General features: G+C 49.6%; 22 protein-coding genes. 10 read left to right on the top strand and 12 right to left on the bottom strand.

Annotated features, from left to right (window positions below):
* Positions 1-2: 2 nt before the first annotated feature.
* From trmD to IE094_RS12300, 8 genes are all read right to left on the bottom strand, one after another.
* Positions 3-809 carry a tRNA (guanosine(37)-N1)-methyltransferase TrmD gene (gene trmD / locus IE094_RS12335; RefSeq protein WP_189641009.1) on the bottom strand — a complete coding sequence of 269 codons (807 nt, stop codon included), beginning with the start codon at positions 807-809 and terminating at the stop codon, positions 3-5.
* Positions 810-812: 3 nt separating this feature from the next.
* Positions 813-1325: a ribosome maturation factor RimM gene (gene rimM / locus IE094_RS12330; protein ID WP_189641008.1), complete on the bottom strand. Its 513-nt coding sequence runs from the start codon at positions 1323-1325 to the stop codon at positions 813-815.
* 68 nt (positions 1326-1393) lie between these two features.
* Positions 1394-2023: a 5,6-dimethylbenzimidazole synthase gene (gene bluB, locus IE094_RS12325; protein ID WP_189641007.1), complete on the bottom strand. Its 630-nt coding sequence runs from the start codon at positions 2021-2023 to the stop codon at positions 1394-1396.
* Positions 2024-2046: 23 nt separating this feature from the next.
* Positions 2047-2460 (bottom strand): 30S ribosomal protein S16, encoded by a 414-nt coding sequence (gene rpsP / locus IE094_RS12320; protein ID WP_189641006.1) that lies wholly within the window; start codon positions 2458-2460, stop codon positions 2047-2049.
* Positions 2461-2500: 40 nt separating this feature from the next.
* Complete coding sequence (locus tag IE094_RS12315; protein ID WP_189641005.1) at positions 2501-2797, bottom strand: chorismate mutase; 297 nt, start codon at positions 2795-2797, stop codon at positions 2501-2503.
* 82 nt (positions 2798-2879) lie between these two features.
* The gene (locus IE094_RS12310; protein WP_189641004.1) at positions 2880-3395 is read right to left on the bottom strand and encodes a GNAT family N-acetyltransferase; all 516 of its coding nucleotides are present in this window, start codon (positions 3393-3395) and stop codon (positions 2880-2882) included.
* Complete coding sequence (ffh, locus tag IE094_RS12305; protein ID WP_189641003.1) at positions 3392-4897, bottom strand: signal recognition particle protein; 1506 nt, start codon at positions 4895-4897, stop codon at positions 3392-3394. The genes IE094_RS12310 and ffh overlap by 4 nt, the downstream gene beginning before the upstream one ends.
* A 256-nt stretch (positions 4898-5153) precedes the next feature.
* On the bottom strand, positions 5154-5738 hold the full coding sequence (locus IE094_RS12300) for an FMN-dependent NADH-azoreductase (RefSeq protein ID WP_189641002.1): 585 nt from the start codon (positions 5736-5738) through the stop codon (positions 5154-5156).
* 175 nt (positions 5739-5913) lie between these two features.
* Between IE094_RS12300 and IE094_RS12295 the strand changes: the two genes are divergently transcribed.
* The 3 genes from IE094_RS12295 to IE094_RS12285 all read left to right on the top strand — a co-directional run bounded on the left by IE094_RS12295 (position 5914) and on the right by IE094_RS12285 (position 8132).
* Positions 5914-6606: a hypothetical protein gene (locus IE094_RS12295; RefSeq protein WP_189641001.1), complete on the top strand. Its 693-nt coding sequence runs from the start codon at positions 5914-5916 to the stop codon at positions 6604-6606.
* Between the two features lie 25 nt (positions 6607-6631).
* Positions 6632-7513, top strand: coding sequence for a DMT family transporter (locus IE094_RS12290; RefSeq protein ID WP_189641000.1), 882 nt, complete (start codon positions 6632-6634; stop codon positions 7511-7513).
* Positions 7514-7649: 136 nt separating this feature from the next.
* Positions 7650-8132 carry a hypothetical protein gene (locus tag IE094_RS12285; RefSeq protein WP_189640999.1) on the top strand — a complete coding sequence of 161 codons (483 nt, stop codon included), beginning with the start codon at positions 7650-7652 and terminating at the stop codon, positions 8130-8132.
* Between the two features lie 5 nt (positions 8133-8137).
* On the opposite strand, the gene IE094_RS12280 is transcribed toward IE094_RS12285, so the two are convergent.
* A complete protein-coding gene (locus IE094_RS12280; RefSeq protein ID WP_229802310.1) occupies positions 8138-9508 on the bottom strand; it encodes a DUF3131 domain-containing protein in 1371 nt (456 codons plus the stop codon).
* A gap of 59 nt (positions 9509-9567) precedes the next feature.
* Entirely contained in the window at positions 9568-9894 is a 327-nt protein-coding gene (locus IE094_RS12275) for an ArsR/SmtB family transcription factor (RefSeq protein WP_189640997.1), read from the bottom strand.
* Between the two features lie 97 nt (positions 9895-9991).
* Between IE094_RS12275 and IE094_RS12270 the strand changes: the two genes are divergently transcribed.
* The 3 genes from IE094_RS12270 (at position 9992) to IE094_RS12260 (ending at position 13435) form a co-directional block, all read left to right on the top strand.
* Positions 9992-11014, top strand: a complete 1023-nt coding sequence (locus IE094_RS12270; RefSeq protein ID WP_189640996.1) for an adenosine deaminase — start codon at positions 9992-9994, stop codon at positions 11012-11014.
* 144 nt (positions 11015-11158) lie between these two features.
* Positions 11159-12187 (top strand): fatty acid desaturase, encoded by a 1029-nt coding sequence (locus IE094_RS12265; RefSeq protein ID WP_189640995.1) that lies wholly within the window; start codon positions 11159-11161, stop codon positions 12185-12187.
* A 24-nt stretch (positions 12188-12211) separates the two neighbouring features.
* Positions 12212-13435 (top strand): SAM-dependent methyltransferase, encoded by a 1224-nt coding sequence (locus tag IE094_RS12260; protein ID WP_189640994.1) that lies wholly within the window; start codon positions 12212-12214, stop codon positions 13433-13435.
* On the opposite strand, the gene IE094_RS12255 is transcribed toward IE094_RS12260, so the two are convergent.
* Positions 13417-13926, bottom strand: a complete 510-nt coding sequence (locus tag IE094_RS12255) for a PaaI family thioesterase (RefSeq protein WP_189640993.1) — start codon at positions 13924-13926, stop codon at positions 13417-13419. The two genes, IE094_RS12260 and IE094_RS12255, sit on opposite strands and share 19 nt — an antisense overlap.
* Positions 13923-14354 (bottom strand): PaaI family thioesterase, encoded by a 432-nt coding sequence (locus IE094_RS12250; protein WP_189640992.1) that lies wholly within the window; start codon positions 14352-14354, stop codon positions 13923-13925. The genes IE094_RS12255 and IE094_RS12250 overlap by 4 nt, the downstream gene beginning before the upstream one ends.
* A 275-nt stretch (positions 14355-14629) precedes the next feature.
* On the opposite strand from IE094_RS12250, the gene IE094_RS12245 reads away from it, so the two are divergent.
* The 4 genes from IE094_RS12245 to IE094_RS12230 all read left to right on the top strand — a co-directional run bounded on the left by IE094_RS12245 (position 14630) and on the right by IE094_RS12230 (position 16701).
* Complete coding sequence (locus IE094_RS12245; RefSeq protein ID WP_189640991.1) at positions 14630-14983, top strand: AtpZ/AtpI family protein; 354 nt, start codon at positions 14630-14632, stop codon at positions 14981-14983.
* Positions 14984-15055: 72 nt separating this feature from the next.
* On the top strand, positions 15056-15766 hold the full coding sequence (locus IE094_RS12240) for a F0F1 ATP synthase subunit A (RefSeq protein WP_189641054.1): 711 nt from the start codon (positions 15056-15058) through the stop codon (positions 15764-15766).
* 45 nt (positions 15767-15811) lie between these two features.
* Entirely contained in the window at positions 15812-16048 is a 237-nt protein-coding gene (locus IE094_RS12235; protein WP_099591843.1) for a F0F1 ATP synthase subunit C, read from the top strand.
* A gap of 116 nt (positions 16049-16164) precedes the next feature.
* The gene (locus IE094_RS12230; RefSeq protein WP_189640990.1) at positions 16165-16701 is read left to right on the top strand and encodes a F0F1 ATP synthase subunit B'; all 537 of its coding nucleotides are present in this window, start codon (positions 16165-16167) and stop codon (positions 16699-16701) included.
* The last annotated feature ends 1 nt before the right edge of the window (position 16702 follow it).

Here is a 16702-nt window from a genome sequence, read left to right as displayed (position 1 = left end):
GGCTAATCCTCTTTGTCCAAATGTGCGGCCCATAAATCGGGGCGGCGTTCTTTTGTGATTTTTTCCGATTGTTCGCGCCGCCATGCGTCAACCTTGCCGTGATGGCCAGATTGCAGAACTTCGGGGATTTTGCGGCCCTTCCATTCCGTGGGCTTGGTATATTGTGGATGTTCCAACAAACCGTTGGAAAAGCTTTCTTCAACCGTGGAATCCGCGTTGCCCAACACATTTGGCAACAAACGCACGGTTGCATCGATCATGGCCTGCGCGGCAATTTCACCGCCAGTGAGGACAAAATCACCGATGGAAACTTCTTGGATATTGTATTCTTCCAACACGCGTTCATCGACACCCTCAAACCGCCCGCACAACACGGTCATGCCTTCGGCTTTGGCGAAATTTTGCGCCATTTTTTGGGTGAATGGTTTGCCGCGCGGTGACATGTAAATCACGGGCCAAGCGTTGGGATTAAGGGGTGTTCCCCGACGCGCCTGTTCCATTGCGGGGCCAACAACATCGGGTTTTAAAACCAAGCCCGCGCCACCGCCCGCTGGTTTGGCATCCACATCTTTGTGTTTGCCAATGCCAAAGCCGCGCAATTCGATTGTTTCCAATTGCCACAAACCATCTTGCAATGCCTTACCGGTGAGCGAGCTACCCAGAACACCTGGGAAAGTTTCGGGAAACAAGGTTACGATTTTCACTTTCCAGGCCCCCGCAAGATCGGGGCGGTCTGTCATCAGCTCGGTCGGTTTCAACGTTGGGCGCACAGCAAGGCGGCCATGGGATTTGCTGGGTTTATCGGCCATGAATCAAAACACGCCTTCGGGTGGGTCGGCGATGATGCGTTTGGTTGCTAAATCAATGGTCGGCACGGCCGCCTTTGTGAATGGCAAAAGTGCCACATTCGATTTTGTTTTGGGGGTGCTGATTTCCAGAATATCGCCTGCACCATGATCATGCACACCAATCACGCGTCCAATTTTTTCGCCGCCCGTATCAAACACATCCAACCCGATCAGATCAGAATGGTAATATTCATCGTCGGGCAAATTAGGCAATGCATCACGTGCGATCCATAATGTGGTGCCGTTCAACGCATCGGCCTGATCTTTGAATTGCACACCTTTGATGCGTGCTGAAAAACCGTTTTTAATCTGACCAACGATGCGCAGATCAAAGCTCATCGTGGCATCTTCGTTCGTGAGCAAACCATAATCACCAATTGCGGCGGGATCGGCGCAGAAGCTTTTGATGCGCACTTCGCCTTTCACGCCAAACGCGCCTTGGATTGCGCCAATGCAAATACGGTCTTGTGCGGTCATGTCGTCATTGCCTTTTAAATCTATTTGGGTTTTTCATACTGTGATTGGCGCGTGATTGAAATGATGATTTATTTTTCAATCAGTGTGATTTCGGGTGCACGTGTTTCCCAGCCAACAGTTTCCAGTTCGGGTGTCAGCGTTTCATGTTCAGGCCAGCCAACGCACAGATATGCGACCAATGCCCAATCATTGGACACGTCCAGATCGCGGCGCAACTGTTCTGGATCAAGAATCGAAACCCAGCCAAGCCCCAATCCGTTTGCCCGTGTGACCAGCCAAAAATTCATGATCGCGGCAACCACAGAATAGCGGCGCATTTCGGGCATGGATTGTGCTCCCAATCCCGCGCCCTTCAGCGTGGATTCATCGCAAAATATAGCGAGTTGTTCGGGGGCATCACGCATGCCTGACAGCTTTAATGAAGCATAGGTTTTCGCCCGCTCGTCGCTGTATCCACGAAGTGCATCGGCATTTGCGATGGTGAAATTATCCAAGGCCTGTGCGCGGCGTTCGGGTGATGTGATGCGCACAATGCGCCACGGTTCCGACAGGCCAACAGAAGGCGATGTTTGAAATGCGTTCAAACATTTTTGTAATAAATCAAGGGGGATAGGGTCGGTTTTGAAGTGGCGCACATCGCGGCGCCACTTCAACAATTCCATCAATTCGGTTTGAAATGCCGCTGAAAATTCACGCATGACATTCCCCCGAAATGAACAATTTATTCAGCAGCGGCTTCTTCGGCTGGTGCTTCTTCAGCAGGTGCTTCGGCAGGTGCCTTTGCGGCCTCTGCTGCGGCTTCGGCTGCTGCTGCTTTTTCGTCAAGGCGTTCTTGGGCTTTTTTGCCTGGTTTCGCTTTGTTTGGGTTGTTGCGTTCTGTTTTTGGTAGATCGCCAGCGGCCTCTAGGAAGCGACGTACGCGGTCTGATGGTTGTGCACCTTCGCCCAACCAATATTTCACGCGTTCCATGTTCAATTGCACGCGCTCTTCGCTGTCTTTTGGCAACAATGGGTTATATGTGCCCAATTTTTCGATGTAACGACCATCGCGTGGCATGCGGCTGTCTGCTGCAACAACGCGATAGAAAGGACGTTTTTTTGAACCGCCGCGGGCGAGTCTGATTTTCATAGCCATGATGTTTTCTCCTAAAAGCTATTAACGGGGCAAGCCCCTGTTATTCTTGGTGTTTCTTGTGGTGTTGTATTACTTCGCTAATGATGAAATTTAAAAATTCCTTGGCGAATTTCGGGTCGAGATCGGCGCGATTTGCCAGATCTGTCAAACGATCGATTTGTTGCGCTTCGCGCGCGGGGTCGGATGGGGGCAGGGCGTGTTCGGCCTTGAGCTGGCCCACGGCCTGAGTGTGTTTGAAACGTTCACCCAATGTGTAAATCAGGATCGCATCAAGGCGGTCGATGCTTTCGCGGTGACCTGCCAAAATTTCTGCGGCGCGTTTTTGATCAGGTGTCATGACAAAGCTCCGTAAACGCAAATGGCGGCTGTCGGACATGCGTCGGACAAGCGTCGGACATCCGTATGGCAACTGGCGGACATCATGCGGCCACCTGTTTTGGGTTTGGATGGCGGAAAACCTGACACGGTTTGCCATTTGGTGTGGCTGCAAGCGTATCAATTTCAGCGCCCAAGCGACGCGCCAAAGCGGCGGAACGATCAACGCCATGCCCAACATAAGAAACTGCCGTATCCCAGCCCAATACATCAAATGCAAAATCGCGAGTTGCGGCGGCGGCCTCATAGGCGATGCCTTTGCCCTCTGATTGGCCCCAAACCATCCATGCCAATTCGGCTTCTGGCCAATCGGCGGGATACCATGGCCCGATCAGGCCAAGTGCAGTGCCATTGCCACGCTCGGTCACGGCAAACATTCCGTAACCACGAATTTCCCAATGGCCGATTTCAGCGGCGAATGTACGAAACGCTTTGCCCAGATCATGCGGGCCACCAATACCAACAGCACGTTCAGACATGGCAAATGGCTGGAATTGATCCCAGTCTTTGGCCACGGGTGCACGCAAAATCAGGCGTTCGGTTTCGATGACGTGGCTCATTTTTTCTTACCAAATCCAGACAGGCCAGGGGGCAGTTGTAGACCGCCGCCCAAGCCAGGCAGGCCGCCACCCATTTTTTTCGCTGCTTCTTGCAATTGTTTTTCATCGATGTCGCCCATATCGGGCATACCACCGGGCACTTGGGGACCTTTGCCAAACATGCCTTTCATGGCCTGTTTCATCATCCCACCTTTGCCCATTTTACCCATCTTTTTCATCATGTCGCCCATTTGGCGCTGCATTTTCAAAAGACGGTTTAAATCGGATACGTCTTGGCCAGCACCCTTGGCCACGCGTTTTTTGCGGCTGGCCTGCATGATTTGGGGATTGGCGCGTTCCATTTTGGTCATGGATTGGATCAACGCGATTTGGCGTTTGATCATTTTGTCGTCAAAGCCAGCGTCTTCGATTTTGCCAGCCATTTTTTTCATGCCCGGCATCATGCCCATGACGCCTTCCATGCCGCCCATTTTTTGCATTTGTTCAAGCTGGCTTTTCAAATCGTTCATGTTGAATTGGCCCTTTTTGAACCGTTTCATCATGCGTTCGGCTTGTTCAGCCTCGATTGTTTCTTGGGCCTTTTCCACCAGCGATACGATATCGCCCATGCCCAAAATGCGACCAGCGATACGTTCCGGGTGGAATTCTTCCAACGCATCCATTTTTTCGCCAAGACCGACAAATTTAATGGGCTTGCCTGTGACATAGCGCATGGACAAGGCCGCACCGCCGCGACCATCGCCATCCATACGGGTCAGGGCCACGCCAGAAACGCCGACCTTTTCGTCAAATTCTTTGGCGACGTTCACCGCATCTTGGCCGGTGAGGCCATCAACCACCAACAATGTTTCGCGCGGTGTTGCAACGTCGCGAACGGATTGGACCTCGTTCATCAAGGCATCATCGATGTGCAAGCGACCTGCAGTGTCGAGCATATAAACGTCGTAACCGCCAAGGGTTGCTTGTTGTTTTGCGCGTTTAGCGATTGTGACCGCGTTTTCGCCTTTGATAATTGGCAGGGTATCAACGCCGATTTGGCCACCCAAAATCGCCAATTGTTCCATCGCCGCGGGGCGGTTGGTGTCAAGCGACGCCATCAGAACTTTTTTCTTGTTCTTTTCTTTAAGGCGTTTTGCCAATTTGGCGGTGGTCGTGGTTTTACCAGACCCCTGTAAACCAACCATCAAGATCGGTGCAGGTGGGGAATCAATTTTTAATTCGCCCGCATTCGCATCGTCACCCGCCAGAAAATGTACCAATTCATCGTGAACAATTTTCACAACCTGTTGGCCCGGTGTGACGGATTTTGTTACCGATTGGCCAGTGGCCTTTTCTTGGATGGCCTTAATAAATTCGCGTGCAACGGGCAGTGAAACGTCGGCCTCGAGCAGTGCAACGCGAACCTCGCGCAGGGCGACGGAGACATCCTCGTCAGACAAAGCGCCTTGTTTTGTTAGCTTATCAAAGACGCCAGATAGGCGGTCGGATAAATTCTCGAACATCTCGCTGGCCCTTTCAGCCGTGGGGCGCACCCCGTTTAAACATCACAAGCGCCAAACGCAAAATGCACCAGTGGGCGATACTCGCTGACTGGTGGCGATCTTTGGGAGTGACCCATAAGACCAGAAGCATTGGCACTTCTTTGAATTTGAGGGGTGTTTAGGGGTGAATTTGCACAGAGTCAAGTCGCGCAGTGCAGGGCGCAGATTGGAATATATCAGGCCCGCGAAAGGGGGCAAGCGGGCCCGATATGCGACGCTAGGCAGCAGCGTCGATTTTAGCGTTGGCAGCGGCTATTGCGCCTTCTGCATCCATGTTCAAACCTGTAGCACCGATGATTTGCACATCTGTGATGCCGATAAAGCCCAAGAATGTTTTCAAATAGGGTGTTGCGTGATCAACAGGAGCACCGATTGGCACGCCGCCTGATGCGACCAATACGATGGCGCGTTTACCAGCGAGCAATCCTTCTGGTCCGTTTGCAGTGTATTGGAATGTTTTGCCAGCGCGTGCAACCAGATCAACCCATGTTTTCAGGGCCGCAGGCACGCCAAAGTTATAAATCGGTGTGCTGATCACGATGGTATCGGCATCTTGCAATTCGCCAACCAATTTATCGGAAAGCGCCAAGATTTGTTTTTGGTCATCTGTGCGATCATCAGCGGGTGTGAAATTGGCGTTGACCCAATCTTCGCTGATGATTGATAGGCCGTTTGTTGTATCGCGTTGCACGATTGTGTCACCATTGGCGGAAATCTTGCCAATCAGGCGATCGGCCATTTGGCGTGATACGGATGTTTCGGTGCGGCTTGATGCGCTAATATTCAAAATTGTTTTGGTCATTGTATTGTCCTTTCAGGTTAGGACAGAGTTATGATTGTTTGCGTTTGAGTTAAACCAAATCATGGGAAAATGACTGTTGCGCAAACGGAAACAAAAGCGCGTGTGATTATGGAAATTCCACTGGCTCTTTTGTGATGATTTGCGTAGCCTATGCGTGCAAAGGATTGGATATTTCATGTCGCGAATGTTTGTTGGGCTTGGGTTGGGATTGGTATTTTTGGCTGGGTGTACCGTGCCAGAGCCGCGAAAATTACAGTTAACGTCAAGCGGGTTGAAACCGGGGATTACGGCGGCACAATTCGATACGCGCCAAAGCGTTCCAAACAAATACCATGTGACATATGATTATAAATCCAGCGTACCAGAGGAATCTGGCCTGTATGAATTCACATATAGCCCGCGCGAAGGTGGGCATCGCATTGCCGGCTTTGTCTTGGTTGCGCCACCCGATGATATTGATCCCCAAGATTTGCAAAACATGGCGGTGCAAATGCAAGCCACGGAATTTTTAAAAGACGGCAAGATCAAACTGCCGTTTAATGTGGAGCTGGATGAACGGTTTCAGGGGCTGAACGTGTCTGGGATCACCAAGGTCAGATATGAACCCCATGATTGTTCATCTACATTGGGCGAATGCAAATTCACCCGCATCAAGGGCAACAAGCGTGAAAGACGGGTTTCGGTTTTGTCTGAAACTGGGGGTATCTGGCACCGCATCGAAACGGTGGTTCGGCCAATGGCGGGCGAAGACGAATTGGAAGTGGAAACATATTTCACGCTCGACAAATATGGTATTGTCCAAGACAGTAAAATCTGGCGCCGCACCAAATCTGGCGAAGAATTAAACACCGCGATGCGGTTGAAATAATGATTTTCTAGGGCACTCCACAAATATGACAATTTCCCCTTTTGCGCGCGGCCATTTGGCGATGCTGTTGTTTTCATTTCTGGTTGCGGGGTCGTTCAGCTTTGGCACACGGATTGCGCATCTTATGGAACCCGCTGCGATGATGGCGGTGCGGTTTGTGATTTCGGGTGTCTTGGTTGGTGCGTTGGCGCATTTCACGGTTGGGTTTAAGCGCATCCATTGGCGCGCACCCTGGCGCTATATCCTGTTGGGAGGATTGTTTGCGATTTATTTCGGTTTGATGTTCGAAGGATTAAAAACCGCAGCCCCCGTTTCAGCGTCAGCGGTGTTTACATTAACCCCGATCATGAGTGCAGGGTTTGGATATCTGTTTCTGGGCCAAATCACCACGCGCTGGATGTGGCTTTCGTTGCTGATCGGCGGGATTGGCGCGTTATGGGTGATTTTTAACGCGGATATTGGCGCTGTGGTTCAATTTGATATCGGGCGGGGGGAGCAGGTGTTTTTTGTCGGCTGTATTGCACATGCCGCATATACGCCATTGGTGCGCAAATTGAACCGTGGTGAACCAACGGTCGTTTTCACATTTGGCATGATTGTTGCGGCCATGGTTATTTTGGCAAGCGTCGGTGCACGTGATTTGGCATCGACACAATGGACGACATTACCCAGCTATTTTTGGGCAGGCCTATTTTATCTGGCGGTGTGTGCGAGCGCGATGACATTTATGTTGTTGCAATATGCATCTATGCAATTGCCATCCGCGAATGTGATGGCTTACACTTATTTAACCCCAAGTTGGGTAATATTGTGGGAGTTGTATATCACCAAATCTACACCCGATATTGGGGTGTTGATTGGCGTTTTTGCAACTATCGTTGCGTTATTTATGTTGTTACGCCGCTAAATTTATAGCGCGCACAATTAATTTGAGCTATGGCTCAAGAAAAAATGGGGGCAAAATGAACCGTTTTGCGACAATTACTCTGCTATGTGCCGTGTCATTGACTGGGTGTAGCATATTCGGGCCAAAAGAGCGCGCAATGCCAGAAACGATGGGATTGATGCCAGGTGTGACATCAACCACATACGCGCATAACCCGCGCCGTGCCGAAACAAATTCAAACCTGTATTTGGTTAGCGAAGACAAACCAAAACCAATATTCAACGCATTTTTTGCGGAGGAAGAAACGCCCGTTCCAACAACGCCCGTTGATGCGCTTTCGTTTGGTGATCCCGTATTGGTGCAGTTGCAAAGCGGTAAATGTCATATGAAGTTGGGGCAATGTAAAACATCGCTCAAGGTTGGTGATGATTATATGCCTGTGCTGGTGCAAACGGGGCATCAAAACGGTTTGTGGTATCAAACCCTGCGCCATGACAAGGAACGTTTCCCGTATCATTCATATTCTGTGATGTCGCAAACCGTTTTCACCGCCGATGAAACGGGGTTGGTGATTGATCTGAACAGTATCGATTATTCAAAGCGTAAACCAGTCACGCGCACCATGCGCCGCGTAGAATAAATCGTTTATTGCCGCTGATAAAGAGGCCCGAACGCTTTGTAATGCAGGGCCTCTAATATCACCGCGTTGGTATTCAGCGTTAAAATTTCATTAGGTTGCATGGTGGATTCAAACAATCCTGCATACCACCCGTTTGATGTTTGCAAACCTTGCACCGCATTCACTAATTCCACCGTATAGGGATGATCGGTAATCGCCCACCAAGCAAAGCTGGCCTTTGTTGATAACCCGCGTTTATCTGATACATCCTTGCGCCGCGCGGTAACACTTACAAATGGTTCGTGGTCTGTGAGGATCGTGTTATATGCAAAATAGGGTGGCCCCTTGATATGGTCTTCGCTGAGCGACGTTAAAATCCCCGTTTCTTTATGGCGAAACATTTGGGCACGAAACACCGCCCATGCCACATCAAATGTTTCTGGGCGCCAACCGTATTCCAAAACCTCCAACAAAAACGGTTCGGATGTTGTCACCGCGGAAACACCATGTGTTGATTTGGTGCGTACATCGGCAGGCAATTGAATATCGAAATATTTTTGCCAGCGTAAAATCGGTGCAAACTGAAACGCCTCTTGTACTGGAAGCCCGAGTAACATGCCCGTATGGGCGGCGTATTGTTCGTAACAAATGCGCCCCTCTTGGACATTGCGTTTGTGTTTGCGATGCAAAATCGCCATGCCTTGAAACCGCCCGTTCGCGGTCAGGCGTTTCAAATCCCAACGATCAACGATATTTTGCGCCATGGGAAAAAATTCTGGGAAATTTTGCGTTACCACCAACAAGCCCGACATCAACCGCATGATATCAAGCGCGGAATACCCAATGCCATTTGGTGTTGGTTTGTTGGCATAGTCGGTCATCGCGAGCGATTGAATATTATATGCCTTGTTTGGAAGCGCTGATTGAAACAACTGTAATTTTGCCATACTGCTCAGCGCTTTGAAAATCCGTTGTTCAGCATCGGTGCGTGAAATAACGCCCAAGCGGTGTGCCGATGCAATGGCAAGCAGATACCCGCCCTGATCCCACATGGTCATGGATTGGAAATTTTGCACCGACGGCACCAATCCCGTGTCAGGGTCAGTGTTTTTTTCAAAAAACTGCCACGCGGTTCGGGCAAAGTTAAGTTCCACATCGTTCAGTGGGCGTGGGCGATATTGTCGTGGATCGGGTGCTGGCATATCAAAATAGTTTTGCAAATGTTGTCCCGATGTGTTGGTTGGCGTGGTGTTCGCATCGGATGTTAGCGGAATTTGAATGGGGTTCCATGCCGATTGTGCCTGTCCCTGTTTTACCAATGCACAGCACAGGGTTAGCGCCGCAATGCCCATGTGAATAAACCTTAAAATGCCGCAACCCCGTGTGTGAATTGTCATCAGGTGTAACGTGCAATCGCTAGCAGGGCGTTAATTTCATCGCTTCAATTTGAACAAGCCTAATCGGGTTTAATTGTTTGTTCCAAGAATGCTTCAAAATATTCGAGGTTCACATTTTCAAATTGACCAAAGCTTTCCATCCAGATGGCGGCATCTTTCATCGCCAGCGGTTCAAGTTTGCACCATTTCACTCGGCCGCGTTTTTCCTGTGCGATTAACCCAGCACGGGTGAGGATTTGCAAATGTTTTGATATTGCTGCGAGCGACATTTCAAACGGTTCGGCCACATCAGTGACGGCCATGTCATCCTCGAGCAACATCACAAGGATTTCGCGCCGTGTTGGATCGGCGAGGGCTGCAAAAACATGATCAAGCGTATGTGACATAATTTCCCCTAGCGGTTTAGGCCAGATAAGGTCAACCACTGGGTTGAATTTCGCGCCAAAGGGGCGCATTCTTGGGCATGGTAAAAGGAACGGATATATGAACCTTCACAGCTTGATCGACGTATTGCCAAAGGCAGAATTACATTTGCATATCGAAGGCACGTTAGAGCCTGAAATGATGCTGGCATTGGCAAAACGCAACGGCGTGGAATTGCCGTATCAAACCGTGGAACAGGTGCAGGCCGCATATGAATTTGATTGTCTGCAAGATTTTCTGGATGTTTATTACCAAGGCATGTCGGTGCTGATTAATGAGCGCGATTTTTATGATTTGACCATGGCTTATTTGGAAAAGGTGCATGGCCAAGGTGTGCGCCATGTCGAAATCTTTTTCGACCCTCAGGCGCATATGGAACGCGGTGTCGCGTTTGAAACTGTGTTGGGTGGCATTTCATCGGCGCTGGAAACGGCGGGGCGTGAAATGGATATGACGTCGAAATTGATCATGTGTTTTCTGCGCCATCTGGACGAAGAAGATGCATTTGGTGCGCTGAATTGCGCATGCAAACACAAGGAACATATTTACGCGGTGGGTTTGGATAGTTCCGAAGCAGGCCGCCCACCCGAATTATTCAGCCGCGTGTTTGCACAAGCACGCGCACAAGGATTCAAGGCCGTGGCCCATGCCGGCGAAGAAGGCCCCGCCGCATATATTGAAACCGCACTTGATGATTTGAAAGTGTCGCGTGTGGACCACGGCAATCGTGCATTTGAAAAACCTGCGCTGGTGGCACGCATGGCGGCGGAACAGATGCCATTAACCATGTGTCCGCTGTCCAATCTGCGGCTGAAGGGAATCACAGACCTGAAAGAGCACCCAATAAAGAAAGCACTGAATGCTGGTTTGTTGGCGACCGTGAATTCAGATGACCCGTCGTATTTTGGTGGTTATGTGAATGAAAACTACAAACAAGTGGCCGATGCGGTGGGTTTAACGGGCGATGAAATCGTGACCTTGGCCAAAAATTCGTTCAAGGCGTCGTTTCAATCGGATAACGATAAACAGGCATATTTGGACAAGGTCGATGCGCAATTGCGCAGCTGGCAAAACCGTCAATGACGATCAAACCCCTTTGAAATGACTGAAATTACGGCAAAAGAAAGGTTTTTTGCCGCATAACGCGTGTGTGATGCACTAAACGCTAGGCAGTTTGACCGTGATAGTTTAACGACGTGGCGTAACGAAAATAATACGGGCGTCTCAATGAAAGATATGGAATCGGCAGCATTGCCAGAAACTGGCGATATGTCTGCCAAAGACTGGATGCGTATTTTGGCAAAATACCGTCAGCCCAATATGGCCCGCAGTATCTTTGAGGTTTTCGTAACCTTCGCCCCGTTTATTGGTCTGTGGGTCTTGGCGTGGTGGACTACGTTTTATAGCCTTTGGTTGACGGCAGGTGTGTGTTTGGTGGCAGGCGGATTTTTGGTGCGCTTGTTCATGTTGCAACATGATTGCGGACATGGATCGTTGTTTTCCAACAAGCTGGCGAATGATTGGGTCGGGCGTGTGATTGGGGTGTTTACCCTCACACCCTATGACGTGTGGCGTCGTAGCCATTCAATCCATCACGGCGCATCGGGTAATTTGGAAAAGCGCGGCACGGGTGATATTCACACGATGACGGTCGAAGAATATCGCGCCAGTACAAAAATGGGCAAAATAATGTATCGCCTGTATCGCCACCCGATCACGTTGTTTTTCATCGGACCAATCTATGTGTTTGGTTTCGAAAACCGTTTGCCGATTGGTTATTTCAAAGATGGCATCAAATATTGGATCAGCGCCATGGGCACCAATGCGGGTATCGTCGTGATTTCCGCGATTTTGATTTATTTCATGGGGTTCAAAGCATTTGCGTTTGTATTTTGTTTGTCCACATTTTTCGCCGCTGCCATGGGAATTTGGCTGTTTTACGTTCAGCATCAATTCGAAGAAACCCATTGGGATCAGCCCGAAGATTGGGATGTGCATGACGCCGCCCTTTACGGCAGTTCACATTACGTTTTGCCAGGACCGCTGCGTTGGATGACAGGCAATATCGGTGTGCACCATGTGCATCATTTATATGCGCGTATTCCGTTTTATCGCCTGTCCGAGGTGATCAAGGATCATCCCGTTTTGGCGGAAATGAAACGTCTGACATTGTGGGAAAGCCTGTCTTGTGTAAACCTACACTTGTGGGATGAACAATCGCGCCGCATGGTGCGATTTGCAGAGGCGCGCATTTAAACATCGCGCCCAAATGGGTGTGATATGTGGACTGCTTTATTCAAACAAATGCTGGGCAAAATGATCCAGCATGGCCAGTTGGAAGTTCATCTGGCCGATGGGCAGAAATGCGCATTTGGAGATGGGTCTGGCAAAGTTGTCACGCTGACATTTCATGATCCCGCATTGCCGCGAAAAATCATTCAAAATCCAGATTTGGCAGTGGGCGAGGCTTATACAGATGGGCGCCTGACCATTGCAAATGATGATCTCTATGGTTTTGTCGCGCTTGCCATTCGCAATATTGCGCGCAATTCAGGGCGGTTCGCCAACAGCACAATTTGGTGGCAACGCCCGTTGGTTGGTTTACGTAAATCTTTGCGCCGCTTGGAACAGCGCAATATTTTAGGGCGCGCGCAAGAAAACGTCGCACATCATTACGATTTATCAGAGGATCTGTATCGCCTGTTTCTGGACGAAGACCTGCAATATTCATGTGGCTATTTCAAAACACCAGACGATAGTTTGGAACTGGCGCAGGTTCAGAAAAAAGCACATATCGCAGCCAAGCTTGAGTTATCGCCCGAACAGCGGGTGTTGGACATCGGCTGTGGTTGGGGTGGGATGGCGTTAACGCTGGCGCGTGATTATGGGGTGAATGTTGTTGGTGTAACCTTGTCACGTGAACAGCATCGCGTTGCTTGCCAGCGGGCCAAGGATATGGGGCTGGACGGGCAGGTTGAATTTCGTCTGATGGATTATCGTGATTTGGATGAACCATTTGATCGCATTGTTTCGGTGGGCATGTTTGAACATGTGGGTGTACCCCATTATCCCGAATATTTTGCAAAAATTCGCAAACTCTTGGTCAGCGATGGCGTTGCGCTGATCCACACTATCGGGCGCGCTGGGCCACCCAATGCGACAAGTAAGTGGATTTTGAAATATATATTTCCAGGGGGATACGTCCCCGCCATGTCCGAAGCATTAACCGCAATTGAAAACGAAAATATGTTAACCGCAGATATCGAGATATGGCGTTTGCATTATGCCGAAACAATCCGCCATTGGCGCGCACGGTTCGAGGCAAACATAGATGCGGCCACCAATATGTATGACACGGATTTCTGTCGGATGTGGCGATATTATCTGGCCGTGTCAGAGGCAAGTTTTCGCAATGATCGCCAAGTGGTGTTTCAATTCCAATTAACGAAGGATTTAAATAGCCTGCCGATTACACGTGATTATCTTTATGGTCGCATTTCATAGGGCATTAAAAAATGCCCCGTCGCCTGTGCGAATAATACCTCACGTCGATCTTGCCATGCTTCGACATGAACGGATGCGTAACGCCGCCCCGAACGGTTTACCGTGGCGCGGGCGTAGGCATCGCGGGGCAACCCCGGACGCAGATAATCAATTGTCAGGTCAATGGTTTTGGGCAAGGGGGGCAAAGCGCCGCCCTCAAGATTTTCCAAATCAATTTCGCCCGCTTCCATAGCATCCCAAATGTTTTTCCATGCCAAGGTAATGATCGCGGCACTTTCTAAAAATGACGCGGTGCCACCACCGTGTAGGCGTTCAACAACGGGGTTGCCAATCAGCTTGGGATCGAAATTCATAATGCCCGTTAATTCATTGCCGCGGCGATCAAATGTTATGCCCATGAATTTTAAAAACGGCACACGATCGACAAAGCTACTGAGTACCGCATCGCGGCGGCGTTTGACATCTTGGACGGGTTCGATTTTTTCAATCATGATGTTTTCTTTTTCTTGGTGAATACAAATGCACCCGTGGCCTGTGCAATGGGGCGGTTTCGATCATCTGTCCATGCCGTTGCGCGCAAAAACGCGACGCTGCGGGTTGCGTGGTACACTTCTGCATGGGCGGTGATGGATTTATTCGGTGCTGCGGGGCGCATGTAATCAATGCGCAGATCTATCGTTGCGGTGTGCCCTTTGTTTTCAGGGTGCATATAAACAGCCAATCCGCTGGCGCTGTCCATCAATGCGGAAACCGCACCACCGTGAATAACGCCTGTGGTCGGGTCACCAATCAATTCGGGGGAATAGGGCATGATCAATGTTGCGGTTCCTTCATCCACATCCGTGACTTCCATCCCCAATGCCTGACACAAGGGGAGGTTTTGCGTAAATGCTTGTTGTGCTGCGTTTGGTTTGACCATGTGAATTGCCTGCGTTGTTTTGGATAACCTAGAACGAAGAATTCAAACTGTCACCCCTTGGAACGCAAAGTTACTTTCAACCGAATGGTTGAATAATCAATTGCGTGAACGAATTTGTGATGACGTTAGGTTCGCATATGTCGCAGTTTGTGATTTTTGTTTGATTTCAGTCAGTTAAGTGAAAATAGAATGATTGACTCTGGCAGGGTTAATTTCTATTTTCCGCGCAACTGTCCGGTATGGGCAATTCAACGCCAGAATCAGGAGGCAGACATATGTCAGATGGCCCCGATAAAGAGCGATTGGATGCCTTAAATGGTCGGCTTGATGCGCTGCGCAAAGGGAAAGAGCCCGCACCGCGCGAAGAAAGCCACTATAGCCAAGCGCAAGCAGGCTGGCGGATGGTGACGGAATTGGTAACAGGTTTGTTGCTTGGTTTCGGGATCGGATACGGATTGGATGTTCTGTTTGGAACGCTGCCTTTGTTGATGATCATATTTACAATGCTGGGGTTTATTGCCGGTGTACGCACAATGATGCGAACCGCGCAAGAAATCCAAGACAAGAAGATGCAGTCGGACGCCCCCGTGGCCCCCGCTGGCAAAGACGAGATGTACGACGACGATTAATCGTTGTTGTCAAACAAAAGGAAAAGACGCGTGGCCGAAGCAGAATCAAGCACAGGTTTCAACATCCATCCAATGGATCAATTCCAAATCAAACCTTTGTTTGGTGCGGGTGAAATTCACTGGTACACGCCAACAAACGTCACTTTGTGGATGTTGATTGCGGTTGTTGTTGCAACTGTTTTGTTGGTTATCGGCACGCGTGGTCGCGCAGTGATCCCATCACGCAGCCAGTCAGTTGCCGAAATGATGTACGGTTTCGTTTATAAAATGGTCGAAGATGTAACCGGTAAAGAGGGTCTGAAATATTTCCCTTATATCTTTACACTGTTCATCTTTATCTTGTTGGCCAATTTCTTGGGTTTGATCCCGGGTTCATTCACAACAACATCGCATATCGCCGTGACGGCCGTTTTGGCGATGGGTGTGTTTTTGGGCGTGACAATTTTGGGCTTTGTTAAGAACGGTACGAAATTTCTGGGTCTGTTCTGGGTTTCATCAGCACCATTGGCATTGCGTCCAATCTTGGCTGTGATTGAATTGATCTCTTACTTTGTTCGCCCCGTTAGCCATTCCATTCGTTTGGCGGGTAACGTGATGGCGGGTCACGCCGTGATCAAAGTGTTCGCGGGTTTCGCTGGCGCATTGGGTGTGTTTTCGATTTTCCCAATTATTTCAATTACAGCTGTGTACGGGCTAGAGGTATTGGTTGCCGCTATCCAAGCATATGTTTTCACTATTCTAACTTGTGTGTACCTCAACGATGCGCTGCATCCGAGCCACTAAAGTTTGAACACTAATCTTACGTATTCCATCAAAAGGAGAATCTCTATGGAAGGTAATATCGCAGAAATGGGTCAATTTATCGGTGCTGGCTTGGCTTGTATCGGCATGGGTGGCGCAGGTATCGGTGTGGGTACAGTTGCAGGGAACTTCCTGTCAGGTGCTCTTCGCAACCCAGCAGCAGCTGGCGCGCAAACTGCAACATTGTTCATCGGCATCGCGTTTGCTGAGGCTTTGGGTATCTTCTCATTCTTGGTAGCATTGCTATTGATGTTTGCTGTTTAAGCAGACTGTTTGCTTGTTCAAGCAAACCAATTGATTGAGCTGCGCGCGCGTATGTGCGCGCAAAAGAGATAGCGAGCGGCGGATTATCCACGCTCGCATACCCATTGGAGAGCATAATGGCTGAAACTACTCATGGTGCAGACCACGCTGTTGAATCAGCGCCGGGCATGCCACAGCTAGACTTCTCAACATTTCCAAACCAGATTTTCTGGCTTTTGGTGACGTTGGTTGTTTTGTACTTCATCCTTAATCGTATCGCATTGCCACGTATCGCAAGTGTTTTGGCGGATCGCCAAGGCGCAATCCAACGTGATCTGGACAGCGCGGAACAAATGAAACGCCAAGCGTTAGAGGCCGAAGAAGCCTATAACAAGGCGTTGGCTGATGCGCGTGCACAAGCACAAGACATTGTTGGCGAAGCAAAGGCAGACATCCAAAAAGATCTGGACAAAGCCATTTTGAAAGCAGACGCAGAAATCGCAGCAAAAGCCGCGGAATCTGAAAAAGCGATCAAAGAAATTCGCGACAGTTCAGCAAAATCCATCCAAGAAGTTGCCAATGCAGCCGCGGCGGATATCGTGAAAGCGATGATGCCCGGTTCAGGTGATGCGAAAACAATCAAAGCAGCGGTTGCTGCACGTTTGAAAGGTTAAG

Source organism: Paramylibacter ulvae, assembly GCF_014652655.1.
In the GTDB taxonomy this organism is placed as follows: domain Bacteria; phylum Pseudomonadota; class Alphaproteobacteria; order Rhodobacterales; family Rhodobacteraceae; genus Amylibacter; species Amylibacter ulvae.
Note: the sequence above shows the minus strand (reverse complement) of the source record. Positions and strands in the feature narration are given on the sequence as shown.